This window comes from Virgibacillus sp. W0430 (assembly GCF_051846935.1).
In the GTDB taxonomy this organism is placed as follows: Bacteria; Bacillota; Bacilli; order Bacillales; family Amphibacillaceae; genus JBPYCR01.
The window spans coordinates 1-26,784 of sequence record NZ_JBPYCS010000002.1 but is presented as its reverse complement, the minus strand read 5'-3'; the positions used below and the strand labels follow the sequence as shown (position 1 = coordinate 26,784).

Here is a 26,784-nt window from a genome sequence, read left to right as displayed (position 1 = left end):
GTTTAGAATGACTATACGTAATAACATGCGTATATCGACTTCATTCTAAACTCCGTATTCTGTTTTGAAAGGGTGGTGAAAAGCTTGGCATCACTTAGAGAAATAAAAGGTCGGATCGACTCTACTACAAAAACGAAACAAATTACGAATGCAATGCAAATGGTTTCGGCATCTAAAATGAGCAGAGCGGAAGAAAATGCTCGGAAATTCGCTCCCTATAGTGAAAAAATCAAAGAGGTTGTAGCTAGTATTGCGAACAACAATTCAGATGTTTCACATCCAATGCTCAAAAAACGTGAAGTGAAAAAGACTGGATACGTTATCATTACTGCAGACAGCGGCTTAGCAGGAGCATATAACAGTAACGTTTTAAGACATTTGTATCAAACGATACAAAAGCGTCACAAGTCTACAGATGAGTATACCGTCATTACGCTTGGTCGAATGGGCTTTGAATTTTGTAAAAAGCGGGAAATTCCTGTGTCGCAAAATGTTTTAGGGCTTTCCGATCAACCACGTTTCGCAGAAATTAAAGAGCTTGCTTCTAAATCCGTACAAATGTATGCGGAAGAAGAAATTGATGAATTAATTATCATTTACAATCAATACGTTAGTGCCATCTCTCAAGTAGTTACAGAGACAACCTTGTTGCCAATAACAAATATTGAAACAAGTGGCGCGACAAGCGATTATGAGTATGAGCCAGATGAAGAACAAATCTTGGAAGTGCTCTTGCCACAGTACGCTGAAAGCTTAATTTATGGAGCGTTACTACAAGCAAAAGCGAGTGAGCATGCTGCACGAATGACTGCAATGAAGAGCGCAACAGATAATGCCGAGGAATTAATAGACGAATTGACATTGTCTTATAACCGCGCACGCCAAGCAGCTATTACGCAAGAAATCACCGAGATCATCGGCGGAGTAGCCGCATTAGAATAAAAAGCAAGAGAGTTCGAAAGGAAGTTAGGAGGGAAATCGATGAGTAAAGGACATGTTACACAAGTAATGGGACCTGTCGTCGACGTTAAGTTTGGAGACGATCAGCTTCCTGAAATTTATGATGCATTAACTGTTCAATTTGCGGACAACACTGACAAAACGAACAGCTTAACATTAGAAGTAGCACTTCACCTTGGTGATAACACAGTACGTACAATTGCAATGTCATCTACAGATGGTGTACAACGTGGAATGGAAGTAGTTAGTACAAATGGACCGATCTCCGTTCCAGTAGGAGATGTAACATTAGGGAGAGTATTTAACGTACTCGGAGAAAACATCGATCTTGATGAACCATTACCAGAAGGGACACGTCTTGACCCGATTCATAGAGACGCTCCAGAATTTGAAAACTTATCAACAGAGACAGAGATTTTGGAAACAGGGATTAAAGTTGTAGACCTTTTAGCACCTTACATTAAAGGTGGAAAAATCGGTTTGTTTGGTGGTGCTGGTGTAGGTAAAACAGTACTAATCCAAGAACTAATTAACAACATCGCTCAAGAGCATGGAGGTATTTCTGTATTTGCTGGTGTTGGTGAGCGTACGCGTGAAGGAAATGACCTTTATTTTGAAATGAAGGATTCAGGCGTTATCGATAAAACAGCTATGGTTTTCGGTCAGATGAACGAGCCACCTGGAGCACGTATGCGTGTAGCACTAACAGGGCTTACAATGGCTGAATACTTCCGTGATGAAAAAGGCGCAGACGTATTATTGTTTATTGATAATATTTTCCGCTTTACTCAAGCAGGTTCTGAGGTGTCGGCACTTCTAGGTCGGATGCCTTCAGCGGTTGGTTACCAGCCTACACTTGCAACAGAAATGGGACAATTACAGGAACGAATTACATCAACGAATAAAGGTTCTGTTACATCGATCCAGGCTATTTACGTACCTGCAGATGACTACACAGACCCAGCACCTGCTACAACGTTTGCCCACTTGGATGCAACAACAAACTTAGATCGTAAATTATCGGAGCAAGGAATCTATCCAGCCGTTGATCCGTTAGCATCTACATCACGTGCGCTTGATCCAGAAGTAGTAGGAGAAGAGCATTATGAAGTGGCAACAGCTGTACAGCGTACACTTCAGCGCTATCGTGAGCTACAAGATATTATTGCTATTCTAGGAATGGACGAGCTAAGTGATGAAGATAAACTAACAGTTTCACGTGCACGTCGAATTCAATTCTTTTTATCACAAAACTTCCACGTTGCTGAACAGTTTACTGGGCAGCCAGGATCCTATGTACCCGTTAAAGAAACAGTGCAAGGATTCAAGGAAATTCTTGAGGGTAAATACGACGATCTTCCAGAAGATGCATTCCGCTTAGTTGGACGCATTGAAGAAGTAGTTGAAAAAGCTCAAGGAATGTAACAATTATACGTGGAAGCGTACACGTATGCGTATGTAATTGCTGACTCAATTACATACGCTGCCGGATATTTCAAAGGGTACGTTTCCCCGTTTGCATAAATTCAAATACGAATTACTTATAAATAAGAGAAGGCAGGAGGATTTGGGCGTGTAAACAAAGCGTGCTGTACGCTGTACATGAGCAAGCGGTGTTCTTAGCATGCCCAGCTCTTCAAAATTCTCTAGGAGGGGTTCCATTGAAAACACTAACTGTGAGTGTTGTTACTCCTGATGGCCCTGTTTTGGAAGATGACTTTGAAATGGTTAGTTGTAAAGCAGAAAATGGTGAGCTCGGTATTTTACCTGGGCACATTCCTTTAGTTGCACCTTTAACAATAAGTGCTGTACGTTTAAAGAAAGGCAGTACCGTTGAAAAAGTTGCTGTTAATGGTGGGTTTTTAGAAGTACGTCCTGAAAAGGTTACAATTCTAGCCCAATCTGCTGAAAAGCCTTCCGAAATTGATGTAGAGCGAGCTCAAAAAGCAAAAGAACGAGCTGAGCAACTCCTTCAATCTCAAAAACAAGACGAAGTTGATTTCCAACGGGCTGAATTAGCACTCAAACGAGCAATGAACCGATTAAATATTACGAATTAGTGCAACGCAACGTGTAACAGATCTGGGATATACGACCAGATACGTTGAAACTTGCGTTTTACAAAATAGGACGTTGGTGAAAATAAATTACGTACTTCTTCTAACGAGAAGCGTGGTGGATTTCACTAGCGTCTTTTTGATTTCGTTCTTTACCGTTCTTTGTCAAATGACGCTTGTGATGTATTTTAAGTCGAGGAGTACTAATTATGAAGTAGAACAAAAACATGAAATCTTGCGCTCTGATTCCGCTGACTTGCACTACAGTCGACAGGCTTTCCGCGGTTACTGCCGCAGCTTCTGTAGCTCCTCTATCCGAGTCGCTACAGTGATCTTCGGATTCATGCTATTTCCGCAGGAGTCCGTCGATTTTCCGTTCCAGTCAGCTTAAAGAGAGCTAATAGCCTTATTGCGCACTTCAATGCTGTTTAAGCTGGATTGGGGTGTGTTTCTTTATGGTTTTGTATTGTACTCTGTTTCTACAGGTTTCCGCTTGAAATAAAGCATGATTCGATTTTTATAATTTGTGACGCTTCTGTAACCATAAGCGACTAAACAAGTGATTTCCCTCCTGGATATGGTTTTCGACGCCTTTTATTCGACAGGGAAATACACTTGTTTTTTATTATGAAATCAAAATAACGTTCGTGTCTTTACATTTCCCTACCAAAAAGTAATGGCTTTTTTCTCACCTACGACATTTATTGTACAACCTTCTTTAGGCGCTATATTGAATGTGGGGTTCTTTCTTATTGTACTTTGGATTGAATCTTACATTAAAGTAAGACAAAAAAACTCCCATATTCTCTTTTTTGGTAATCAAACACGTTTGAGAAAATAAAGGCGTACTTTATTTTGAATTAGTTAATAATGTGTTTTATGTTGTGTTTTTCACAAAATGTGTCGCTATTTCCCAGGAAATATAATTGTTTGTCAAAAATGCTCGAACAAATGGTGAACAAAAATCGCGTGAAGTTAGTTATTAAGAGTTATCTCAAATAACAATAGATCGTACGAGTTGTAAACCATAAAGGGAAGAATGAAAGGCAAAGATAAATTGGGATTTGTCAGCTTCGGATAAAATTCAATAACACACGTATAATTAGCATACTTATATGCAAAAAAATGGCGGTCTACGGCGTTTATAAAAATTCATTTCTACAGTTAATAGATGACGATCAGTTTAGGCCATTGACAAAAGAAAGCACAAATGGCAAAGTAGCAATATATTACAATTTTAATAAGATAGGTGATCTCCTTGCTATCAATCGGACAAACAGCACTTGTCACTTTAATTTCGCACATCATATTTATTTATATTACATGGATTGCACTACAAGCAATCAATTTCGATCCATTAATTCGTAAAGGGAAAATCGTTGAAGCGCGTGTGCTAATTATTTTTTTAACAATTGTCATTGGTACAAGTGTTAGTCAATTTTTCCTTGATATTCTTTATGCTTCTCAAAACTTAATTTTTCTGTTTTAAATAACATACAAGAAGTGCTTTACGTATTATGGCTGTATTAATTACGAGTGATCTCTACAGTACATTTATCAAAAAGAAAAACCCTTCGAATAATTAGACGATAAGTCGTCGAGATGTCGTTATTTGTACCGTATTAATTTATATCCTCCTGTACATACTGATTTTAGTATGATTAGGGGGATTTTTTATGTTGAAATTAACTGGATTCATTACAAGTCTTATTATTTTATTTAGTTCAATTGGAGCTAATCAAACACCAGAGCAGGAGGAGCTAAATTATTTAGCTTCATTTATATTGGAAAACAACCTAGATGTCGCTGAATGGGAAGTTATTTATAAAGATAAACGAAAGGTAAAGACTGTACAGAAACTTGTGCGTAAAATTAAAGATAGTCACTTGGTCACTGTTTCAGAAAATGAAAATACGATAAAATATGTCATTGAAGACCGAAACAAAACGGAAACATTTAACGTACAGTATAGTGTACTCATTTCAAAGCAAGCAACTAGTTATGCCGAGGTTCATGCGGTCATAAGTGGAACAAGCTGGAATAATGCTGTTAGGGATGCGTACCGCTCTTTTAGTCAGACGAAAAATAAGTTTTTCACACGAACTTCCCAAAAGTTTACTTGTATCAAAACAAAGGATAGTGGTATAATTGAAATTGGAGTTTTACTGACAAATTTAGACGATAAATTAAATTTATTACATATAGCGACACAGACAGACACAGTGGAAGATTCTACGCATAAAAATATAATTTATGGGTATACACCACTATGGGAGCAAAAAATGCTGATAAACAGTAAACCGCTAAACATTCAAATTGTCGAAAAGGAAGCAGATGAAAATCAATCCAATTTGACAATTGGAACACCTATCCTAGTAAATGAATATTAATGTATTGAGATTAGAATTCGAAGGAGATTTAAGTCATGGAAAAAATCATCGTAAGGGGCGGAGAGCGGCTGAGCGGTTCCGTTAAAGTTGAAGGTGCAAAAAACGCTGTACTTCCCGTTATTGCTGCGAGTTTAATTGCGAGTGAAGGTAAAAGCGTAATTACAGATGTTCCAGTATTAGCTGATGTATATACAATTAATGAAGTATTACGAAGTATGAATGCAAATGTTAAATTTAAAAATAATACAATAACTGTAGATGCAACGAAGCAATTAATGACAGAAGCTCCTTTTGAGTATGTGAGAAAAATGAGAGCGTCTGTTTTAGTGTTAGGACCTTTATTAGCTCGTTACGGGCATGCAAAAGTTGCTTTGCCAGGAGGGTGTGCGATTGGAACCCGTCCGATCGATCTACATTTAAAAGGCTTTGAAGCAATGGGTGCAGAAGTACATGTAGGAAACGGCTATGTTGAAGTTCATGCAAACGGACGTCTCCAAGGTGCGAAAATTTATTTAGATGTACCAAGTGTTGGTGCGACAGAAAATATTATGATGGCAGCAGCGCTAGCTGAAGGGAAAACGATTATCGAAAACAGTGCAAAAGAACCCGAAATCGTTGATCTAGCAAATTATTTGAATAAAATGGGTGCAAAAATAGTCGGTGCTGGCACTGAAACAATTAAAATCATAGGAGTAGACGCATTAAAAGGAGCAAAACATTCCATTATTCCCGACCGAATTGAAGCAGGGACATTTATGGTTGCTGCCGCGATTACAGGTGGAGATGTGCTTATAGAAAATGCAGAAAGTGAGCACTTGCGACCGCTTATTTCTAAGCTTCAAGAAATGGGAGTAAAAATAAGCGAAGAAGGTGGAGGTATTCGTGTTATCGGTCCAGAGAAGCTAACGGCTACCGATATAAAAACGTTGCCACATCCAGGTTTCCCTACTGATATGCAGTCACAAATGATGGCATTAATGCTGTGTGCGGAAGGAACGAGTGTATTAACAGAAACGGTATTTGAAAATCGGTTTATGCATGTTGAGGAATTCCGACGCATGAATGCAAAAATGAAAATTGAAGGTCGAAGTGTAATTATCGAAGGACCGTGCGATTTACAAGGTGCTGAAGTTGCCGCAACAGATCTTCGTGCAGGAGCTGCGCTAATATTAGCAGGTCTCCGTGCAGATGGAATGACACGAGTAACGGAACTAAAACATTTAGATCGTGGCTACGTTGATTTATCTGGAAAACTTGCTTCTCTTGGAGCAAATATTAAACGAGTGACTGAGTCGGAACAAGGTACTGTAGAAACTGTCAAGCCTATAATGCCGCTTGAATACAAAAAAAATAGAGTAGTAGCTGAACTATCATAACGATTATAGATTAATAGAAAAAGATGGCGCATTGTGCCGTCTTTTTTGGTTGTACAATATATGTATGACGTTGGTGAAGAAAAAAACCATTACTTTTGTAGGGAAATGTGAAGGAAATTCACTAACGTCATTTGCCAAAAACCGCTTAAACAGTATTGAAGTGTGTGCACTAATGCTATTAGCCCTCTTTAATGCGAAACCAGAGCACAAGCTTTCATGTTTTCGCTCTACTTCATGGTTAGATCTTCCTCAACTTACAATACATCACTAACGTCATTGGACAAAGAACCTCTTTTTTATTTGATTGAGTCACGTATTTGTCGGTGTCATTTTAAGCAGTTAAAAAACCGCTCTTTGTATTCGTTACTATTAGTATTGATTCCTACCGACCGCAGTAGATATACACTACGCTTTCCGAGGAGGCTGAAGCCGTGCCTGCGGAAAGCATCCACCTGCAGTGAAAATCAACGGTGTTATTCATGTGTATATCGTTCGAAGTATTATCTAGATTAGATTCGTGCATCTGTTCTCCCCACAAACATTTTACTCATACTTTTTTATTTTCTATTCATAGCTTCTTCACGAGAAACAAAGGCCCACCCATTCTAGCCTCCAATTCCGTTAGCAAAACTAAATTTTCCTATGAATTTTACTTGTTTATATATCATATCTTCGTTTTCATTTACATAATTATTATAGTAGAGAGCATCATCTTTTTATTTGAAAATAGAAATGAGCATAAGGGGGGAATGATCTGTTCCATATGAACAAGGAAGTTTGCTTTCTCTATTTAAAATAAATAAAGGAATCGAATTTATGATGAAAAGCATTAAATAGTTGTGATCATGCGCAAAATATAATGGCGATATCAATTGTTTATAGGAACGGTTCTCATTTAAAACCGTCTTTTTAACGTTGTTTATTTAACTTTATCATGCACCTTTCTAATTTGGAACATCGGTCTACTATTGGAACAACAAGTATAAAAATAGAAAGAGTAGAACGGCGCTCCCGTAAATACAGCACCCTATCAACAGATAGACAATTCGATATACGAGAAATTTTTATTGTAAAAAGTTACTAAGCAATGTATGTATGATAGAGATCGATATGTGTAGAGGAGGATACGATGAAGCGAAATCGATACACCTTAAAAAAACAAATACGAAAACGTAGAAAAACATCCATGCTAAAACAATTCCGCAATCAGAAAGTGAAAAAAAGCAGTACCAACGCCATAAACAATAAACGAGCAGCAACATTGCGTCCATTTCCCTCTCGTTGGAAAGTGCCTGCTATTTTATTCGTTGCAGTGCTCATCATCATTATAGTAATTGTACCGTCGTTGGTTGTAATCCCCTTTATTAAACAAGATAATGAGTTGACAACAATTCCTACTAAAAATGAAACGCCAGAACTGTCTGTAGAGGTTGAGTCCCCTTTTTCAGTTGCAGTTATGCGTTCCGTCTCTGATGAAATTGAAGATGTTCCGTTAGAAACATACGTAATGAGAGTGGTCGCATCCGAGATGCCTGCGGAATTCGAACAAGAGGCGTTAAAAGCACAAGCACTTGCAGCTAGAACTTATATTGTCAATCATTTGCTGCATAACGATACTAATTTGGACTCCGATGTAACAGATACTACTAAGCATCAAGTGTATCAAAATGAAGCTGAACTAAAAGAAAGATGGGGCAATGATTTTGATTGGAAGATGAAAAAAATAAAAGAAGCAGTGTATGCTACAAGTGGGCAAGTTTTAACATATAAAGATGCACCGATTACTCCTGCGTTTTTTTCAACAAGTAATGGCTTTACAGAGAACTCGGAAGATTACTGGGAAAACGAATTGCCATACTTACGTAGTGTAGAAAGCGAATGGGATACCGCATCGCCAAAATATTTGGACCAAAAAGTATTCACTTTACAAAATTTAAAAACAGCGTTACAGGTTCCCTTACCAACGTCCTTACCAGTTGAAGCGCATATTACTCGAACAGCTAGTGGACGTGTGGCTGAATTACAGCTAGGAGATAACACGCTGACTGGGAGAGAAGTGCGTGAAAAGCTTGGTCTCCAATCAAGTGATTTTTCAATTGAACAGAAAAATGACCATTTCGTTTTTAAAACAAAGGGATATGGGCATGGTGTTGGCATGAGTCAATACGGTGCTAACGGTATGGCTCAGGAGGGAAAAAGCTATAAAGAAATTGTACAATATTATTATCAAGGAGTTGAAGTAAGCAATGTGCGTGAAATTGCACCTACGCTCGTTGCAAAATAAAAAAAACGTTAGGTTATATTTGTAAAAGACAACTTATAACTGTTTAAGTTGCCCAAAATTTAAGCAACCAATCCATAAATATTAAAAAAAATTCCAGCAAATGTATATATTTTCTTTTATTTGATCACAATGGTTGTTGAGGTGATGATCAAATGAAAGAAGAACAAAATGGCGCTTCTAAAAATAAGTTGCGGCGCATTTTCCGAAAGAAATGGTTTTTCCCAGCATTGTATTTAACAATTGCAGCCGTTTTGCTGACCGTTGTCGTCTGGTATCAAAATATCGATAATCAACTACCAGACGAAGTAGAACAGAACGAAACAGCAGATGGTATCGGCTCCGATCCATTCAATGAGGATGCCGAAGCGGTAATGGAACAACAGGAAATGATTCAAATGCCTGTGAAAAATGAAGACCAAGCAGAAATCGTAACTAAATTTTATGATTACAACGCAGATGAACAGGATCAAGAAAATGGACTGATCCTCTATAACAACCGTTATTATCAGAGTACAGGCATTGATATCGCATCAGCAGATGGAGAGACTTTCGACGTAATTGCATCGCTAAGTGGAACAATTACAGAAGTGAAAGAAGACCCATTGCTCGGAAATGTTGTTATCATTTCTCATGAGAATGATGTAGACACGTATTATTCGAGCTTAGGAGAAGTTGGTGTCAAAGCAGGCGATAAAGTAAAGCAAGGTGACAAAATAGGTACAGCCGGGAAAAACCTATTCGGAAAAGACAGTGGTACGCATGTTCACTTCGAAATAAGGAAAGATGACATGCAGGTGAACCCAGAGCAATTTTTTAACCAACCATTGAATAAGCTTGATGCTGTAAAGTCGGAAAGTGAAGCAGCAGAAAACGACGAAGATGAGACAGACGAAAAGGAAGAAAAAGAAGAAAAAGAAGACAAAGATGAAGACGAGGCAGGAAAGCAGCTCGAGTCATCAGTAAATTCAACGCCAGCATAAAAACATAAGAAAAACCAAAGCAAATAAATAACAATCGACCCTGGAAAATAACCAGGGTTATTTTTTTGTCTTTAAATAATACTTGTCCGTTATGGAAATTTTCCGATTTTACTCATAAACACGGACAACAATTAATAAAATGTTACAAACCAAGCGTTCAAGTAATGTCTGAGGTGAGAGCTTGTGTGGCCTTTCTAATGTACATATAATAACGCTCTTAACATAAAAAATGGGGAAACGACGAACGCATCCGATGCCTGTTTATAGGCATCTGTTAGCAGAAGGATAAGTAGACTTTTACCTAAAGCCACGTCACATAATACACCTTGTCTCGATGGACACCTCGGAAATTCAACATAGGGAGGCGAACGGTGTGCACGATTACATCAAAGAAAGGACTATCCGGATTGGTAATTATGTCGTTGAGACACGAAAAACAGTCCGAATGATAGCAAAGGAGTTTGGTGTTTCAAAAAGCACAGTTCATAAGGATCTAACAGAACGTCTACCAGAAGTAAATGCCGAGTTAGCGAAGCAAGTAAAAGAAATATTAGAATACCACAAATCGATCCGACATTTAAGAGGAGGCGAAGCAACGAGAAAAAAATACCGCACGACAGCCGAAGTAAAAAATGATGCACCTAAAGACCCAGTAAGCTAGTCCAACTAAAAAAGTCACTAATACGATTAGGGAGGCCACTGAAAAACGGTCGTTATTTTGAGCAAAGTCTTTTCGTTAATAAAAAGAAGACACCTTTAGTGTGGTGCTAGTAGAGATGAGTTTTTTTAATAAAGTGGCATAGTCGTAAATGTTGCGTCTATGCTTTTTTATTATGATTTCTTTCACCGTTGATTTTCAGTTCAGGTGGACGTTTTCAACAGGGCATCGACTCAACTCTTATCGCTCCACTATCGTGTCGCATTAAGGATTTTCGGACGTATGCTTTGAGACAAAGGTTCTGTACTAAGCGTAGCGAGGGAAGCGGCTGATGCCATACCGGCGAAACGCGTCTGCCTTTCACTGCAGTAATGAGTAGAGGATCTGAAACGAAGCAGATTATTTGACGAGTGTCGAAAATTGATTTAACAATTTTAACTTAAATGCAGTTAATTGTAGAACTTTGTGGTAAAATATTATATTAGTTATGCATTTTTTGAAAACGGCTCAGGACAGTTAGTTGCAAGGAGGATAAACGTACATGTTTTCTAGGGATATTGGGATTGATCTTGGAACAGCAAACGTGCTGATCCATGTAAAAGGAAAAGGGATTGTATTAAATGAACCGGCAGTCGTAGCAATGGATCGAGTGCAAGGGAAAGTACTTGCAGTTGGCGAAGAAGCGCACCGGATGGTCGGTCGAACACCAGGGAATATTGAAGCCATTCGTCCACTGAAAGATGGCGTTATAGCAGATTTTGATGTTACAGAAGCAATGTTAAAGCATTTTATAAATAAAATAAATGTGCGCGGGTTTTTGTCAAAGCCACGCATGTTAATTTGCTGCCCAACGAATATTACAAAAGTGGAGCAAAAGGCAATTAAAGAAGCGGCAGAGAAATCTGGCGGTAGGAAAGTATATTTAGAGGAAGAGCCGAAAGTAGCAGCCATTGGTGCTGGTATGGAAATCTTCCAGCCGAGCGGAAACATGGTTATCGATATTGGTGGTGGAACAACTGATGTCGCGGTATTATCGATGGGTGATATTGTAACCGCTGAATCGATTAAAATGGCCGGCGATAAATTTGACGTTGAAATATTGCAGTACATTAAAAAAGAATACAAGCTTTTAATTGGTGAACGGACGGCCGAGGACATTAAAGTAAACGTCGCGACGGTTTTCCCAGGATCAAGACAAGAGGAATTGGCTATTCGCGGCCGGGATATGGTTACAGGATTGCCACGCACAATAACCGTTTACTCCAACGAAATTGAAGAAGCACTACGTGAATCGGTCGCATTAATTACACAAGCAGCAAAATCGGTTCTCGAACGTACACCACCCGAGTTATCCGCAGATATTATTGACCGCGGCGTAATTTTAACTGGTGGAGGCGCGATGATTCATGGCATCGACCAATTGTTGTCTGAAGAATTAAAAGTACCTGTATTTTTAGCAGAAGAACCAATGAATTGTGTAGCTACCGGCACAGGGCTTATGTTAGAAAACATTGATAAAATAGATCGTAAAAAAATTATGTAATTACATCTTACACGAAATACAAGTAAATGCGTAGGTAGCTAGGACGACAAATTTCCAATTTGAACAGACGTACTGCTCCTCCATTCTGCAGCGTACGCTCGGTTACTCAAGGGAATAAAACAAATAAACAGCTATTACTGGTTTAAATACGTTAGGGGGGAAAGGATGCTTAGAGGATTTTATACAGCTGCAAGTGGAATGATTGCCCAGCAAAGACGCCAAGAAGCGCTATCAAACAATATTGCTAATGCGAACACACCAGGGTATAAAGCCGATGAAGCGACCCTCAGAGCGTTTCCTGAAATGCTTCTTCAGCAAATGGGTACGAAACATACTCCAACGAAGCGACATTTACAATTACCGGTTCAACAGCCAATTGGCAGGATGAATACCGGCGTATATGTTCATGAAACAATTCCAAATTTTGCTCAAGGCGATATAACTGAAACAGGCATTTCTACCGATGTCGCCCTCGTAAATCGAACACTTCCAGACGAAACAGGCAGCTTGTTTTTTACAGTCCAAAACGAATCTGGAGAAGTTCGGTATACGAGAAATGGCAATTTTACAGTAGACGGACAAGGGTTTTTAGTAACGAATGAAGGCTATTACGTATTGGACAACGGACAAAATCGAATCCAAACAAATCGCTCGGAATTTACCATTTCCCCTGAAGGTCTCGTAGAAGCGGAAGGACAAACTACTGAACTCGGTATTATGTACATTGAAAATGTCGGCCAATTAGTTAAAGAAGGAAATGGATTACTGCGCGGAGAAGCCAATATAAACAGTATTGCACCTGGACAAGCAGGAGCAACTTTTATGCTTAAGCAACGGTATTTAGAACGATCAAACGTCGATTCATTGCAATCGATGACACAAATGATGGAAGCGTACCGTATGTTTGAATCAAATCAGCGCGTGTTGAAAGCGTATGATGAAAGCATGGGGAAAGCAGTTAATGAAATCGGTCGATTAGGATAGGAGGTATTTTATGTCACGAACGATGATACAAGCAGCCGTTACGATGAATCAGCTGCAACAGAAGCTCGATGTTATTGGACATAACATGGCAAACAGCCAGACAACAGGCTACAAAAGTCGTGAAACAGCCTTTTCCTCCTTACTATTTCAACAAATGAATAATTTATCGGATTCACGCAATGCCGTAGGTAGGCAAACGCCGGACGGCTTGCGGATCGGTTCAGGAGCCAAACTCGGTAAAATAAGTACAAACGATCAGCTCGGCGCAATAAAAGAAACAAACCGGGCGCTTGACACAGCATTGCTCCAAGAAAATTATTTTTACCAATTGGATGTAATTGAAAATGGCATTACGGAAACACGCTATACGCGAGACGGTGCGTTTTATTTGCAGCCAATTAACAATGGTGCGGATGTACAGTTAACTACTCAAGCTGGGCATCCTGTTCGAGGCTTAAATGGATCTATCGTTATTCCACAAGGGTTTGATTCCATTCATATCAACACAAACGGCCAAATTACCGTTCAACGTGGAAATCAAACAGAAACAGTCGGAAGCTTGGCAATTGTGGAGGCCATTCGTCCAAAGGTGTTTGAGGCAACGGGGGGAAATTTGTATCGACTTCCAGATGTTGAGTACCCGATCAATGAAGTAATTCAAGCGGCAGATCCGGCGACAGAAATACTGAAAAGCGGAGCACTAGAGCAATCAAACGTTGATCTTGCGAAACAAATGACCGAATTACTTATGACCCAGCGCTCCTATCAGTTTAACGCACGCACCATTTCGATGGGGGATCAGATGCAAGGCTTAGTAAACCAGCTTCGCTAATCAAAATGAACGTTCGGCATAGCCGAAGTTTTAATAGAATTAAGGTGAAACAACCCATGAAACAATTAAAAAATAACCATTCAGAAAAAGAACAACACGATCAAGGAAAAACAAGGCAGGAAGAAAAAGAGAAAAAGAAGCGTACGAAGAAGCCTAGACGCCGTATATTTCCGATAGGCTTACGTGTAATCTTTGTTCTCTTACTTTTTGCTGGAAGCCTTATGGCTGGCTTAATGTTCGGTTATGGAGTACTTGGAGATGGAAACCCATCGGATGCTTTAAAGAAGGAAACATGGCAACACATTATTGATATCGTAACGAAGGAATAGTGGATAAGAGAAATCGCTGGACGATAAAAAAACTAGACAGAAATCGTCTAGTTTTCGTTTATCTACTATGCAGCGTTTGAATTATCCGTCTATTGCATGTTCGCACCTGTAGAAACATTGCAACAGTCATGTGCAATCGCAAATTCCATTATACTCCTTAAGGCGTTCTTCCTGTAAATATGCGGAAGATTAGAACGATCAACGCAATAACGAGCAAAATGTGAATTAAATTACCAGCTATTTCAAATGAAAAACCGAGTACCCATAACAGGATTAAAATAAAAATGATAGTCCAAAGCACAATTATATCCTCCTTGTTAAGCGAATTTAAAACATTAAATATCCTTGATACCGATTTAGTTACTAATTGTTGCTTTGAAAAAGATATATCCGTTTTTTCCTTTTGTTAAACATGTATTGGAGTTGATAAAATGAATGTAAATGAAATTAAAAAAATTATTCCACATCGATACCCTTTTTTATTTGTGGATGAAGTTACTGAAATGGAAGAAGGAAAGCGAGTCGTTGGACTCAAAAACGTTACGATCAATGAACCATTCTTTCAAGGCCATTTTCCTGATTATCCAGTAATGCCAGGTGTATTAATTCTTGAGGCACTTGCTCAGGTAGGGGCAATCGCCGTACTTGGTATAGAGGAAAATAAAGGAAAGATTGGCTTTTTGGCCGGAGTAGATAAGTGCCGATTTAAACGACAAGTACAGCCTGGCGATCAGCTTATGCTTGAAGTCGAAATTTTACGGATGAAAGGCCCAATCGGAAAAGGGAAAGGGCGAGCAACAGTAAATGGCAAGCTTGCTTGTGAGGCAGAAATTACTTTTGCAATAAAATAAGCGCATTGTATTAGTTCCATTTTAAATAATGCTAACATAAAAAAACCTCTACGTTGAGCGGATTTTCTTAGTGTACATCGAATCAAAATCCACTCGTTACGTCGGTGGTTTTTTTAATTCTTTTTAAAAAGGAAGTATCACTTATATAAAAGTGGTTAAGCTAAAACGGAAATAACATGGATAAAAGGAGGGAAGTCAGATGAAAAGGAATCTTTTATTAAAGCTTTGCACCCCATTACTCATAGTAGCTTTAGCAACTGCTTGTGGAACAAATAATGATGATCTCCCGGGTGATGACAACAACGATGCGCCGTTAAACGAAGAAAATAACAATAATAATATGGATAACGGGAATTTAGACGATAATACCAATATGGATAACGATAATAACAACAATCCAGTTGATAATGAAGACGGGAATGAACCCGATTTAAATGATAATAACGGTGGTATGAATAATAATAACAATCAATAGTTTAAAACACATTGCTTCATTATGTGTAGGAAACGTAAAAAATAACGTAAAGGTGTAAGTGCTGGTTATTTGCATGCTTTAATGAATGATAGTTAAGCAATTACCGTAGCACCTCAAATGTATCAATAGAAAAGGTATACTCCTCAAACGAGGCGGTATACCTTTTCTTCAAATAGGTGGTATAATGAGCTTTAAAGTATAGTGACGCTACTTTTCATCCGTAAAAATCAACCGTTTTTCCTAAAGAAGGGTGCTCGACCTTTGGAGCAGATTGCTGTAGCATTTCAACGATTTGATTTCCTTGCTGCTGTGCGTGTTGCTTCGCATGAGTTAATACAGCTGTTTGTGCATTAATACGTACGTTTTGATTGGCCATAAGGATAGACATAGCTGCAATATCCATCGACTTTCCCCCTCGTTGTGAAAACATTTTGTACTACTTCATAAATTGTACCATAGATTGCTTTTGATTCACTTATTTTTACAGTATAAGACATGCATAAACGGCTTATAACAAATGCGTTCAGAAAATACGCCAACGCCAGTATGAGTAAAATGTTTGTGGGGGAACAGATGCACGAATCTAACTCGATAATATGTGATCAATTATACTTCGAACGATGTACACATGAATAACACCGTTGATTTTCCCTGCAGGTGGATGCTTTCCGCGGGCACGGCTTCAGACTCCTCGGAAAGCGTAGTGTATATCTATTGCGGTCGGTAGGATTCAATACTAAAATTAACGAATACAAAGAGAGGTTTTTTAACTTCTTAATATAACACCCACAAATACGTGACTCAATCCCAACGCCACAATAATTAGATAAATTAATCCAACAATAGTACAATAGATTGTTAAAGAAATCTTGTTCTTCAAGCAATCAAAGAAGGCTACATCATTGATGATACTGTCGCGATTGATGCAACCCCTTTGTGAGGCTCGTGATCAGGCTCCGCTAAAGAAGGAAAAAACCAAATCTGAACCGCAGAAACGTGGGCGTAAACCAAAAGAAGAGCGTGAGGCATGGTTAAAAAAAGGCTGAAAGAGAAGCTAACTTGCCTATCTATAACCAAGAAACAGAGACTGCATAGCAACACCAACTCGTCTGTGTAGAATCTGGATCCGCAGGTAAAGCACCAGTCGAAAATCCATTTTAAAAGTGTAGGGAAAAACGTTTAAAAGTAGTTGAGGCGTTGCCTGCGGAAAGCGAAGTGGATTCGGATGGAGCACAGCAGACACCAATCTCGCTTTAAATTTTTAAGTGGATTTTAAAATTCTGTTCTTTTGTCATTTTTTAAAAATGGCAATTATGAAATGGACTCAATATACGAGGAGGATGGACATGTCGGCTGTATTTATTATATCCCGGAGAACAAAAGCAATTGCCGCGAGTGAATCCACGTATTACCGATCAATTATTTTTGAAGGGAATACGGTTCGAAAATCCACACATTCTCCGGAAAAAATTTTGGATAACAGCTGTACCTTTTATGGAGCAAGCTTAGCAGGCAGAAAAGAAACAGCTGTCAACATCCTTAAAAGCAGTAGTAAACTCCCGGTTGCTGTTATACCAAGTCAAGGTGTTTACATGATTCCAACCGCATCTCCAAGAAAAAACGACTGTATTTATGTGTCCTATTTCCATATAAAATCGTATGAATCAAGAGAAAATCAAACATTTATTTGTTTTACCGATCAATCGGGTTTATTAGTGAATATATCTGCAAATAGCTTTGATAAGCAATATAAAAAGGCAAGTCAATTAATTGTTCATTATCACCGCGACGTTATATATAGAAAAGAGTATATGCCAATGATAGAAATGGTCAAATCAACAGATAAATTAATAAAGCCTAGATAGTTAGTAAGTGAAACTGAACAGCAAATGCAAAAAATTAACAAAACGTTCATTACAAAACGGTTTTATAAGATGTAAGATAGTAGAGGGGGTCTCTTCTTTACCCAAATAATTCAAAGCAAATTGAAGTCGAACATTCAAATAGAGTGTATTGAGGGGAGTAGCTTGAATGAAAAAACAATTGGTAGGCGTTCTTATTCTTATGTGCATAATAATAGTTGCCGCCTGTACGGACAAAGAGGAAGTCAGCAATGAAAACACGGATAATGAAAGGTCGATTCCAGTAGAAGTAGTAGAGGTCGAAACAGGTGATTTCGTTGTAGAAAGATCCGTATACGGTCGCACAAATCCAGCGGCAGCGGTTCCAGTACTCGCACAAAACCCAGGTGAAATAGATACACGCTACGTTGAAAATGGCGATATCGTGGAAAAGAACGATCGGATTGCTAGAATAACTACACCGATGGGGAAACAGACTGTTAAAGCACCAAGAGATGGAGAGGTAGCTAATTTGCAATTAGAAGGAACGGTAGCTACGAGCGAAGAACCGATCGCTATGATTGTAGATACAGAAGAAATACATATTGTATTTTCAGTGACAGCAAATGTCCTTCAGCTTATCAAATCAGGAGACAAATGGCCTGTTCTCATTTCAGATATAGAATATGAGGCAGAAATTATAACGAAAAGTACGATACCGGAGGAAACAGGCTTGTATCAAGTTAAGGCACGTGTCGACAATAGCAAATCTGATATCCATGCTGGTGTAGTTGCAGAGATGTATGTCACAGAAAAAGTCGTTGAATCGACGATTATCGTGCCAACAGAAGCGGTTGTAACAGAAGGCGGTGACGTCTTTATTTATGTCATTAAAAATAACGAAGCAACGAAAACAGCCATTGAAATTCAAGCGACACAATCGGACAAAACGGCAATCACCGGTGAGCTTAATAAAGGAGATCAAGTTGTTATTAGTGGCCAATTAACACTATCGGATCAGAGTAAAGTGGAAGTCGTGAAGGAAGGGAAATCATCGTGAAGCTCGTAAACGTTTCTGTAAAAAGGCCAGTTGGCGTTATTATGATTGTTCTTGCGATTATTGCTTTAGGGATCGTCTCTTTAAAAAATTTAGCTGTTGATCTGTTTCCGAAAATTGATTTACCGATTGCCGTCGTAGCGACTTCGTATGAAGATGCTGCCCCAGAGGAAGTAGAGAGACTAATAAGTCGTCCAATCGAATCATCCGTTAGCTCTGTTGAAGGAATGGAAACCGTTCAATCCCAATCACAATCAGGAACATCACTTGTAATTATGATGTTTAAAAATGGAACAGATTTGGATCAAGCCTTGCTTGATGTACGGGAGAAAGTAGACCAAGTTAAAGGAATGCTGCCTGAACGATCTAGAGAGCCGAATATTATGCGATTTAGTCCAGACCAATTACCGGTAATGTGGGTAGGTTTAACAGGTAAAGATCCCGACATTTTAACAGAAATTGCCGATGACCACATTGTACCTTTTTTTGAAAGACAAGGAGGCGTGGCATCTGTATCCGTTGAAGGTGGGAAAGAACGCGAAATTCAACTCGTTCTTGATCAAACGAAGCTACAGCAATATGGTGTGACGACTCAAGCAATTTCCCAAGCATTACGCGCCGCAAATCAATCGGCATCTGTTGGGAAAATAGAAAAAGGAAACCAAGATTTACAACTGCGGGTAATTGGAGAATTTACATCAGTTGAAGATATAGAAAAGACGATCGTACAAACCGAGCTAGGGGCGACAATCCATATTGATGATGTTGCAGAGGTAAAGGATACGTTCAAGAAAATGGGGTCAGCGACATTAGTTAACGGTAAGCCATCCCTCGTCGTATCCATTATGAAAAAAACCGATGCAAATACAGTTGAAGTAGCTGAAAACATTACGGAAAGTATGGAAGATATTCAGTCGCAATTACCAGAAGGTGTTCAGCTCGATGTTATTATTGACACATCGGAGTTTATTCAAATGTCCATCGACTCCGTTACGAAAAACATTTTAATCGGTGGAGCAATTTCTATTTTTGTATTGCTACTCTTTTTAAAGAGCATACGCGCTACAATCGTTATCGGATTGTCTATTCCAATTGCAATCATTTCAACCTTTTCATTAATGTATTTTACAGGCGAAACATTGAATATATTAACGCTCGGTGGGTTGGCACTGGGACTCGGAATGATGGTTGATAGCTCCATTGTAATATTGGAAAATATATATTCGTATCGACAAAAAGGGCTTTCGCTTATTGAATCAGCAATTAAAGGAGCAACCGAGCTTGCACCAGCTGTAATTGCCTCAACAACAACTACCCTTGTCGTATTTTTACCGATTGTTTATGTAGAAGGAATTGCTTCAGATATGTTTACACCACTTGCGTTAGCAGTTTCCTTCTCATTGATTGCATCGCTCGTTGTAGCAGTAACACTTGTTCCGATGCTGTCATCGAAGCTTTTATCAAAAGGGTTAGAGGATAGCGGCAGACGCTACTGGTTCGACCGACTTTTACAATATTTAACCGATGGATATGCAAAAGTCCTAAAAAAAGTATTGAAATTTAGAAAAACAACGGTAATCGGTACGATAATAGCAATTGTCGCTAGCTTAGCAATTACCCCATTAATCGGTGCGGAGTTTATTCCGTCTTCCGATCAAGGGCAATTAGAAATCAGAGTGGAAACGAAAGCAGGAAGTGCATTACAGTATACCGAAGCAATTGTAGATCAAGTTCAGGAAAAGGTATCGCATTATGAGGAACTGATCGAAACAAACTTCGTCAGTATTGGGAACACAGGATTTGATAGTATGGGTACGGGCGCAAATAGTGCAGCCTTTACAATACAACTCATTCCATCTGCTGACCGTGAACAATCTACTGTTGACGTTGTCCAAGGGCTAGACGAACAATTGGAGTCAATTCCTGGAGCGGATATTAGTGTTAGTGCAATGGATGCAGGCATGGGAATGGGCGACCCAATTCAAATTCAGTTAAACGGCCCGGAACATGCCGTTTTACGTGACCTTGCTGAACACGTAGTTTACGAAATTGAAGAAGTTAAAGGCATTTATAATGCACAATCAGCAGCGTCGGATACAATTCCACAAATGGGCATAGAAGTAGATGCTGAAAAGGCTGCTGCTTATGGGTTAACGAAGGAGCAAGTGATCGGACAAATTCAATTGCAATTTACCGGTCAAGTCGGAACGTTATATCGTGAGGCTGGTCATGAAATCGATGTTACCTTACTTTATCCAGAAGAAAAGAGAACCGAAATAAACGACCTTGAAAATACAACAATTCAACTTCCGTCAGGCGGACTCATTCCATTAGCGGAAATAGCATCCTTTACAGAAGTACAAGGGCCGGAAACATTGCTGCGTCAAAATCAACAATCGCAAATGAACGTTACGAGTGAGATCGTTGATCGAGATCTCGGCTCTATCGTTAAAGATGTAGAGATTGTCTTAGATGAAATGAGCTTTCCGGAAGGCTACAGCTATGAAATTGGCGGCCAAGCAGAGGATATGGCCAAGTCCTTTTCTGATCTCGCCTTAGCACTCGTTTTTTCTATATTTTTAGTTTATGCGGTCATGGCAATCCAATTTGAAAACTTTCTTTTCCCATTTATTATTATGTTCTCTATGCCTGCCATTGTCGTTGGAGTGATCGTTGGCTTGCTTGTCACCGGACTTCCTTTCAGTATCCCTGCATTTATCGGAATCATTATGCTTGCAGGAATTGTTGTCAATAATTCAATCGTATTAGTCGATTACATTAATATATTACGAGGTAGAGGTATGGTACGGTACGAAGCAATTATTGAGGCAGGAAGAAGCCGTTTGCGTCCGATATTAATGACGACATTAACGACAATACTAGCAATGATTCCTCTCGGCCTAGCTCTTGGAGAAGGGGCAGAAATGCAGCAACCGCTTGCGATAACAATTATTTTTGGATTAGGAATAGCAAGTATATTTACATTGCTACTCATCCCGGTTGTTTACACATTCTTTGATGATTTAACTCATAAAGTAATGCGCCGCAAGAAAAATGAAAAAACGGTGTGAAAGAACAATAATATGGAACAGCCCCAAGCTTCAATTGACAATGATGCTTGGGGCTGGATACTTTGGTCTAAACAAATCGCGTTAGTGCGTTTTCCTGTACAAGACTTCCGTTAAAATCACTTCTACCGAAAACGAACTTTTCGACACCAATTTCACCGCTCGTATATACAGTTCATCCTTCCGTATCATGCGAATAATCAATCGACAAAATTAGGAACGAATGGTACGATAGAAATATATTTTTATATCGAAACTAAAGAGGAGAACTGGGGTGAAAAAATGTCTGTATCGCGTATTTTAAAGTGGATTTCTGGTAGTTGTGAAGCCCTTTTAGCCATTCCGTTTATCGGTGGTGCATTTGTAATCGGTCTTTATTGGACACCGCTTTTAGTTATGCTCATATTACATATTGTCACACTTATACTGACGAAAAAAGATGGTGGACCTACAGCAGGTAGTATAATTGGGATAATTACTTCATGTATTGGATGGGTTCCAATTTTAGGCTGGATCATGCACGTTATTTCAGCAATCTTTTTAATGATTAATGCTGCAAAGCCAGATCCTGAATTGGAAGCGAATGGAGAAGTTTTATAAGCTATCCATTATAAATCATTAGCAATCGTTCTCATATTACTTATTTTATTACTCTGTTATGTGATTTAACGAACGGCCTTTTTAAAACTATAAACGAATAGCTATAGCACAAATATACGTATTACACAGGAGGACTTGCATAAAGCAAGTCTTTTTCCATAGGGAAAACGTGGGTAAGCAGTCTATTTGGAGTAAAACAATCAAACTTAATTAGGTAGCATTCATTGTATCCGATCTCCCCCCGCACGTGCTCTTAAATACATTAAATAAAGTAACGAAAACACTTTACGACTTCGATGTCGCTCCACCCCATTTCCGCTCGTATGTAATTAAATCAATATAAGATGGTCAATAAATAAAATAGAGAGAAATAAAAAGGCGATAATTCCGTTAAATTTATGGTAAAATTTTTATTGTAATAATAGAGCATTTGCACCAAAACATGCAAATATAAAAAGGATGATCATACGTGTTGCAAGTATATAAATCATTTTCTGAGTCAATTACGAATTTAGCAGAACTGTTGGATCATCAGCTCGTAGATTTTGAAATTACACATAAGCAAACTACGTATAATTTCATGCTTGAGAATGAAGAATGTACGGTCAATGAAGCAGAGGCTACAACAATACAAGTCAATGTCGAACCGCAAACAACGGTATTACTTACATTTTCCGAGCTTTTCTCTCAAAGGGAGAAAGACCGCTGGGAGAAAATAGTTCATCATCATTGGCAATTTATTGGATTAATCCGGAAAGCAAGCTACCAGTTAAAATCGAGAAATCTCCTTCTGTACACTGCGAAAACACTCGCCTCCCCGCTAAGATTTAAAGACGTACTTAAACAAATTTTAAGCAATACGTTGGAAGTTATTGAAGCGGCGGATGCAGGAAGTATTTATTTCTACGATGAAAAAGAAAATCTGTTAGTTCCCATGGTGACAGGCGGATACGACTGGAGGTATATTAAACATATTCGATTTAAGCCAAACGAATCATTAACCGGACTTACCTTTTCTACAGGTAAGCCGACAATTTATAAAAATACTAAAAATGTATTAGCTGCAATGACAACGATGGAGGAAAAAAACCGATATTATTTTGATCAGGCCGTTCCTAAAGATGCAAACGGTGAAAATGCACAACCTCGCGATACGATGGGGTGCCCGTTTATAATAGAAGGTAAATGTCTCGGCGTAATTGTCATTAACAATTATTTTATTAATGCTAATTTTAATCAGGACGACCTTGATTTGCTGGAAGCTATTTGTAACCAAGCGTCACTTGCTATTCAACGTGCTCAATTATTTCAGGAGCTTGAAGATCAAGTACAAGTGCTCCAACAATTGAATGAGTCCATTCAGCATAAAAACAAACTGCTCGAGTCTGCCTCAAACATTCATACAAAACTAATGGAAATAATTTTGCAGCAAAAGCAAATATCAGAAATGGCAAATGTTATCGCCGACGTTATAGATAACCCAATCGTAATATACGATGAACACATAAATTTATTAGCCGCATCCGATATTGAAGAGGATTTAGGGTTCGTACAGGAAATGCCGTCTTTTTTACACGAATTTAAAAAGATTGAACAAACAAAACAGCCGGTTCATATAAAAAAAGCCGAAACATATCCCATCACGTACCCTCTGTTTCTTTATCCGATTATCGTCGCTAACCATGTTCGTGGCTATTTAATTATTGTAGAAAGAAACAATGCGATTAAACAGCTAGAGAAAACGACGATTGAACAATCGGCAACCGTTATAGCTATCGAATTGCTAAAGCGGGAGTCAATATATGAAACGGAGCAACGAATAAAAGGGGAGTTTTTAGATGATATCGATACAAACCTTGATGTGGAGCTCATTAAAAAGCAAGGGAGCTATTTAGGAATTTCCGATCGATTTTATTATAATTTTATCGGAATTGAGCTTGATCGAACGATAGATAATCATATTTACTTTGATAAGCATCAAATAAAACGGTTGCAAAGAAGAATTGAAAAAATCATTTTACAAGCAAACATGAGCAATATTACATTTCATCGAATGCATGGCTTAAAAGCATTAGTCGGCTGGAATAAAAATGTGACCGACGAACGTGCAATTGAACGCGCACTAACCCTTGTAAAAACAATTAAACAGCAAATCGAAAATGACTTCCCAAGCTTTTCCTGTTCCTTTGCGATTGGTAGACTTTCAAAATCGTGGAAAGATATCCAACTATCGTTTCAAGATACGAATAAATGTATGGATATTTTACATGAAAGAAAAGTGCCCGCGCAAATTATGACGTATAAGGAAATTGGTTTATCGCGAATCATAATGAACACATCTCAGGAAGAATTGCAGCAATTTGTGCTGGATCAGTTGAAGCCGTTATTCGACTATGAGCACCAAAACCGAGAGGAGCTCATAAAAACATTAGATATATTTTTAAGCAATAATCAAAACTTAAAGCAAACAGCAGAAGATCTACATTTGCATATTAACACGTTGCATTATCGACTAAAACGAATCGAAGAAATAATAGGCTTATCCCCAAAGGATGACTTGTTACAACTGAAGTTTGCCTGGAATATTATGGAGGTTCTCGGAACAAAAAGCGATTGGATGAAAATGTAACGGCATTTGTAAAGTAACGTTTTGTATATCGTTCAATATTTATTCTAATAATTTGTATGTTTACACACTGAATTAATGCGCTATATTGCTTATACTGTACTTTATTATATAATCAGAGGAGGCTTAGCAGAAGAGCATAAAGAAAAGCTAGTATGCTCAATAAAAACATAATTTTAACAAATAATGGGGGACTATAAATGAAAAAACAATGGCTATTTTTAGTTGCGATAACAGCTTTTGTACTTGCACTCGCTACTGCATGTGGAGGAAAAGATGATGCTGGAAGTGAAGGTGGAGACAGCGAAGAAACACAAGAATGGAGAATTGGTTTTAATACAGTAGAAGGTTCCGTAAAGGATATCGCTGCTAAAAAGTTTAAAGAAGTCGTAGAAGCAGAATCAGATGGTCGCATTACTGTAGAAATCTTCCCAGGAGAAGCGTTAGGAAATGAGCAAGAAATGTTAGAGTCTATCCAAGCGGGAGCACTTGAAATGCAAATTATTGGGACAAGCCTTGTAGCAAATACGATCCCTGAATATGGCTTAATTTCAATGCCGTTCTTAATTAATGATTTTGACGAGGCGTACGCGTTGTTGGATAGTGAAATCGGTCAAAAATGGGCAGATATGGGCGAAGATTACGGCTTTAAAGTAATCGGTACGACGGATTTAGGTGGTTTTGCTCAAATAACGAACAATGTACGTCCAATTAACAAGCCAGAAGATTTAGAAGGTATTAAAATGCGTGCACCGAATGACGTTATTTTGATGGAAACATTTGAAGCACTAGGCAGCCAGGTTTCTAGTATGCCATATTCAGAGCTTTACTTAGCACTTTCTCAAGGCGTTGTTGATGGACAATTTAACCCGAAAGACGCGATTTATCAAACGAAATTCCATGAAGTTCAAGACTATTTAACAAACGTAAACATTTCTTTTTACACAGCGAAATTCATTATGAACTTGGATTTATTTAATAACCTCGATGAAGAGCTTCAGCAAATTGTGTTAAAAGCAGGTGAAGAAGCAGAAAAAGCTTCACGCGAATATACAATTGAAGAAAGCTTAGAAATGGATGAGCTATTAGCAGACGAATTTGTAGAAATTACGGAACCAGACCCAGCTCCATTCCGTGAAAAAATGGATCCAGTTTATGACATCGCAAGAGAGCAAACGAGCGATGAAGCAGTAGATGAAATGCTGGAATTTTTAGAAGAATATCGAGCAAACAACTAAAAACTCGTTAACGTAACGAAATAGATAAGGGGGCGGGATGTCCGCCTCTATTTTTTATTATACCGATTAGAAAGCATAGAAAAATTAGGCTCTAAAATATATGTTGGGGTATAGAAAAAATTCAGCAAAATAAAAGCACGCAAACTCCAAAATTTGTTAGACTTGTTTTAACGACAAAACAAACACAAAAGGAGTTGCGTGTAAGTGAATTTTAACATTTCTTTACCAGGTTTAGAAGCATTTCACATCAAAAAATCTATTGAAAATGATGGTGTTTTTCAAATTCACGTGGAACTGGATGTCACTTCGCATCACTGTCCAGCGTGTAACTCTCATACAAAGAAAGTGCACGACTATCGCATTCAAAAGATACAACATACGAAATTATTTGTAAGAGAAACACTTATATTTTACCGCAAACGCCGTTATTCATGTCAGCAGCACGGATGTGAAAAACGTTTCTATGAGAATAATTCTTTAGTAGAACGCTATCAAAGACAATCTAAGGAATTGAAAAAGGCTATTGCATTGGAGCTTATCCATGGGAAGAACTTTCAAGATATTGCCTCTAGGTTTAATACTTCTGCGACAACTGTGATGCGTAGGTTTGATGAAGTAGGTTCGACCTTGTTGGA

24 protein-coding genes and 1 pseudogene are annotated in these 26,784 nt (G+C 38.5%); 23 read left to right on the top strand and 2 right to left on the bottom strand.

Annotation, left to right across the window (positions count from 1 at the left end; genetic code table 11):
* Positions 1 to 84 precede the first annotated feature (84 nt).
* From atpG to ACLIBH_RS01235, 13 genes are all read left to right on the top strand, one after another.
* Positions 85 to 942 (top strand): ATP synthase F1 subunit gamma, encoded by an 858-nt coding sequence (atpG, locus tag ACLIBH_RS01295; RefSeq protein ID WP_439314869.1) that lies wholly within the window; start codon positions 85 to 87, stop codon positions 940 to 942.
* Positions 943 to 981: 39 nt separating this feature from the next.
* A complete protein-coding gene (gene atpD / locus ACLIBH_RS01290) occupies positions 982 to 2,385 on the top strand; it encodes a F0F1 ATP synthase subunit beta (RefSeq protein ID WP_439314868.1) in 1,404 nt (467 codons plus the stop codon).
* A gap of 236 nt (positions 2,386 to 2,621) precedes the next feature.
* The gene (locus ACLIBH_RS01285; protein ID WP_439314867.1) at positions 2,622 to 3,020 is read left to right on the top strand and encodes a F0F1 ATP synthase subunit epsilon; all 399 of its coding nucleotides are present in this window, start codon (positions 2,622 to 2,624) and stop codon (positions 3,018 to 3,020) included.
* Positions 3,021 to 4,275: 1,255 nt separating this feature from the next.
* Complete coding sequence (locus ACLIBH_RS01280; RefSeq protein WP_439314866.1) at positions 4,276 to 4,506, top strand: DUF1146 family protein; 231 nt, start codon at positions 4,276 to 4,278, stop codon at positions 4,504 to 4,506.
* Between the two features lie 187 nt (positions 4,507 to 4,693).
* Positions 4,694 to 5,407 (top strand): YwmB family TATA-box binding protein, encoded by a 714-nt coding sequence (locus ACLIBH_RS01275; protein ID WP_439314865.1) that lies wholly within the window; start codon positions 4,694 to 4,696, stop codon positions 5,405 to 5,407.
* Positions 5,408 to 5,442: 35 nt separating this feature from the next.
* Positions 5,443 to 6,783 (top strand): UDP-N-acetylglucosamine 1-carboxyvinyltransferase, encoded by a 1,341-nt coding sequence (murA, locus tag ACLIBH_RS01270; RefSeq protein ID WP_439314864.1) that lies wholly within the window; start codon positions 5,443 to 5,445, stop codon positions 6,781 to 6,783.
* A 1,129-nt stretch (positions 6,784 to 7,912) separates the two neighbouring features.
* Positions 7,913 to 9,067 (top strand): stage II sporulation protein D, encoded by a 1,155-nt coding sequence (gene spoIID / locus ACLIBH_RS01265; protein WP_439314863.1) that lies wholly within the window; start codon positions 7,913 to 7,915, stop codon positions 9,065 to 9,067.
* A gap of 152 nt (positions 9,068 to 9,219) precedes the next feature.
* A complete protein-coding gene (locus tag ACLIBH_RS01260; RefSeq protein WP_439314862.1) occupies positions 9,220 to 10,047 on the top strand; it encodes a peptidoglycan DD-metalloendopeptidase family protein in 828 nt (275 codons plus the stop codon).
* Positions 10,048 to 10,420: 373 nt separating this feature from the next.
* Positions 10,421 to 10,708, top strand: coding sequence for a sporulation transcriptional regulator SpoIIID (spoIIID, locus tag ACLIBH_RS01255; protein WP_439314861.1), 288 nt, complete (start codon positions 10,421 to 10,423; stop codon positions 10,706 to 10,708).
* Positions 10,709 to 11,246: 538 nt separating this feature from the next.
* Entirely contained in the window at positions 11,247 to 12,248 is a 1,002-nt protein-coding gene (locus ACLIBH_RS01250) for a rod shape-determining protein (protein ID WP_439314860.1), read from the top strand.
* Positions 12,249 to 12,413: 165 nt separating this feature from the next.
* Positions 12,414 to 13,232 carry a flagellar hook-basal body protein gene (locus tag ACLIBH_RS01245; protein WP_439314859.1) on the top strand — a complete coding sequence of 273 codons (819 nt, stop codon included), beginning with the start codon at positions 12,414 to 12,416 and terminating at the stop codon, positions 13,230 to 13,232.
* Positions 13,233 to 13,242: 10 nt separating this feature from the next.
* Positions 13,243 to 14,064, top strand: coding sequence for a flagellar hook-basal body protein (locus ACLIBH_RS01240; protein ID WP_439314858.1), 822 nt, complete (start codon positions 13,243 to 13,245; stop codon positions 14,062 to 14,064).
* Positions 14,065 to 14,120: 56 nt separating this feature from the next.
* Complete coding sequence (locus tag ACLIBH_RS01235; protein ID WP_439314857.1) at positions 14,121 to 14,393, top strand: DNA-directed RNA polymerase subunit beta; 273 nt, start codon at positions 14,121 to 14,123, stop codon at positions 14,391 to 14,393.
* A 157-nt stretch (positions 14,394 to 14,550) separates the two neighbouring features.
* Here the strand turns inward: ACLIBH_RS01235 and ACLIBH_RS01230 are convergent, their stop codons facing one another.
* Positions 14,551 to 14,694 carry a lmo0937 family membrane protein gene (locus tag ACLIBH_RS01230; protein WP_439314856.1) on the bottom strand — a complete coding sequence of 48 codons (144 nt, stop codon included), beginning with the start codon at positions 14,692 to 14,694 and terminating at the stop codon, positions 14,551 to 14,553.
* A gap of 130 nt (positions 14,695 to 14,824) precedes the next feature.
* On the opposite strand from ACLIBH_RS01230, the gene fabZ reads away from it, so the two are divergent.
* Together fabZ and ACLIBH_RS01220 are read left to right on the top strand one after the other, a co-directional pair.
* Entirely contained in the window at positions 14,825 to 15,244 is a 420-nt protein-coding gene (gene fabZ / locus ACLIBH_RS01225; protein WP_439314855.1) for a 3-hydroxyacyl-ACP dehydratase FabZ, read from the top strand.
* A gap of 199 nt (positions 15,245 to 15,443) precedes the next feature.
* Positions 15,444 to 15,719: a hypothetical protein gene (locus ACLIBH_RS01220; RefSeq protein WP_439314854.1), complete on the top strand. Its 276-nt coding sequence runs from the start codon at positions 15,444 to 15,446 to the stop codon at positions 15,717 to 15,719.
* 214 nt (positions 15,720 to 15,933) lie between these two features.
* On the opposite strand, the gene ACLIBH_RS01215 is transcribed toward ACLIBH_RS01220, so the two are convergent.
* Positions 15,934 to 16,122, bottom strand: coding sequence for a YjfB family protein (locus ACLIBH_RS01215; protein WP_439314853.1), 189 nt, complete (start codon positions 16,120 to 16,122; stop codon positions 15,934 to 15,936).
* A gap of 471 nt (positions 16,123 to 16,593) precedes the next feature.
* On the opposite strand from ACLIBH_RS01215, the pseudogene ACLIBH_RS01210 reads away from it, so the two are divergent.
* The 8 genes and pseudogenes from ACLIBH_RS01210 to ACLIBH_RS01175 all read left to right on the top strand — a co-directional run.
* A pseudogene (locus ACLIBH_RS01210) lies at positions 16,594 to 16,805 on the top strand (IS5/IS1182 family transposase); the annotation flags it as partial.
* A gap of 260 nt (positions 16,806 to 17,065) precedes the next feature.
* Positions 17,066 to 17,584 carry a competence protein ComK gene (locus ACLIBH_RS01205; RefSeq protein WP_439314852.1) on the top strand — a complete coding sequence of 173 codons (519 nt, stop codon included), beginning with the start codon at positions 17,066 to 17,068 and terminating at the stop codon, positions 17,582 to 17,584.
* A gap of 166 nt (positions 17,585 to 17,750) precedes the next feature.
* Positions 17,751 to 18,620: an efflux RND transporter periplasmic adaptor subunit gene (locus ACLIBH_RS01200; RefSeq protein ID WP_439314851.1), complete on the top strand. Its 870-nt coding sequence runs from the start codon at positions 17,751 to 17,753 to the stop codon at positions 18,618 to 18,620.
* On the top strand, positions 18,617 to 21,688 hold the full coding sequence (locus ACLIBH_RS01195) for an efflux RND transporter permease subunit (protein WP_439314850.1): 3,072 nt from the start codon (positions 18,617 to 18,619) through the stop codon (positions 21,686 to 21,688). Before ACLIBH_RS01200 ends, ACLIBH_RS01195 begins: the two co-directional genes overlap by 4 nt.
* Before the next feature lie 279 nt (positions 21,689 to 21,967).
* Positions 21,968 to 22,285: a hypothetical protein gene (locus ACLIBH_RS01190; RefSeq protein WP_439314849.1), complete on the top strand. Its 318-nt coding sequence runs from the start codon at positions 21,968 to 21,970 to the stop codon at positions 22,283 to 22,285.
* Between the two features lie 469 nt (positions 22,286 to 22,754).
* Positions 22,755 to 24,914, top strand: a complete 2,160-nt coding sequence (locus ACLIBH_RS01185; RefSeq protein WP_439314848.1) for a helix-turn-helix domain-containing protein — start codon at positions 22,755 to 22,757, stop codon at positions 24,912 to 24,914.
* 197 nt (positions 24,915 to 25,111) lie between these two features.
* Positions 25,112 to 26,149, top strand: coding sequence for a TRAP transporter substrate-binding protein (locus tag ACLIBH_RS01180; protein WP_439314847.1), 1,038 nt, complete (start codon positions 25,112 to 25,114; stop codon positions 26,147 to 26,149).
* Between the two features lie 204 nt (positions 26,150 to 26,353).
* The coding region (locus ACLIBH_RS01175; RefSeq protein WP_439314846.1) for a transposase family protein at positions 26,354 to 26,784 on the top strand (431 nt) is incomplete at its 3' end.

Coding starts and splice junctions, on each gene's coding strand:
- atpD (WP_439314868.1), top strand. CDS start 982: ATGAGTAAAGGACATGTTACACAAGTAATGGGACCTGTCGTCGACGTT.
- ACLIBH_RS01275 (WP_439314865.1), top strand. CDS start 4,694: ATGTTGAAATTAACTGGATTCATTACAAGTCTTATTATTTTATTTAGT.
- murA (WP_439314864.1), top strand. CDS start 5,443: ATGGAAAAAATCATCGTAAGGGGCGGAGAGCGGCTGAGCGGTTCCGTT.
- spoIID (WP_439314863.1), top strand. CDS start 7,913: ATGAAGCGAAATCGATACACCTTAAAAAAACAAATACGAAAACGTAGA.
- ACLIBH_RS01260 (WP_439314862.1), top strand. CDS start 9,220: ATGAAAGAAGAACAAAATGGCGCTTCTAAAAATAAGTTGCGGCGCATT.
- ACLIBH_RS01250 (WP_439314860.1), top strand. CDS start 11,247: ATGTTTTCTAGGGATATTGGGATTGATCTTGGAACAGCAAACGTGCTG.
- ACLIBH_RS01245 (WP_439314859.1), top strand. CDS start 12,414: ATGCTTAGAGGATTTTATACAGCTGCAAGTGGAATGATTGCCCAGCAA.
- ACLIBH_RS01240 (WP_439314858.1), top strand. CDS start 13,243: ATGTCACGAACGATGATACAAGCAGCCGTTACGATGAATCAGCTGCAA.
- ACLIBH_RS01235 (WP_439314857.1), top strand. CDS start 14,121: ATGAAACAATTAAAAAATAACCATTCAGAAAAAGAACAACACGATCAA.
- fabZ (WP_439314855.1), top strand. CDS start 14,825: ATGAATGTAAATGAAATTAAAAAAATTATTCCACATCGATACCCTTTT.
- ACLIBH_RS01220 (WP_439314854.1), top strand. CDS start 15,444: ATGAAAAGGAATCTTTTATTAAAGCTTTGCACCCCATTACTCATAGTA.
- ACLIBH_RS01215 (WP_439314853.1), bottom strand. CDS start 16,122: ATGGATATTGCAGCTATGTCTATCCTTATGGCCAATCAAAACGTACGT.
- ACLIBH_RS01205 (WP_439314852.1), top strand. CDS start 17,066: ATGTCGGCTGTATTTATTATATCCCGGAGAACAAAAGCAATTGCCGCG.
- ACLIBH_RS01200 (WP_439314851.1), top strand. CDS start 17,751: ATGAAAAAACAATTGGTAGGCGTTCTTATTCTTATGTGCATAATAATA.
- ACLIBH_RS01190 (WP_439314849.1), top strand. CDS start 21,968: ATGTCTGTATCGCGTATTTTAAAGTGGATTTCTGGTAGTTGTGAAGCC.
- ACLIBH_RS01180 (WP_439314847.1), top strand. CDS start 25,112: ATGAAAAAACAATGGCTATTTTTAGTTGCGATAACAGCTTTTGTACTT.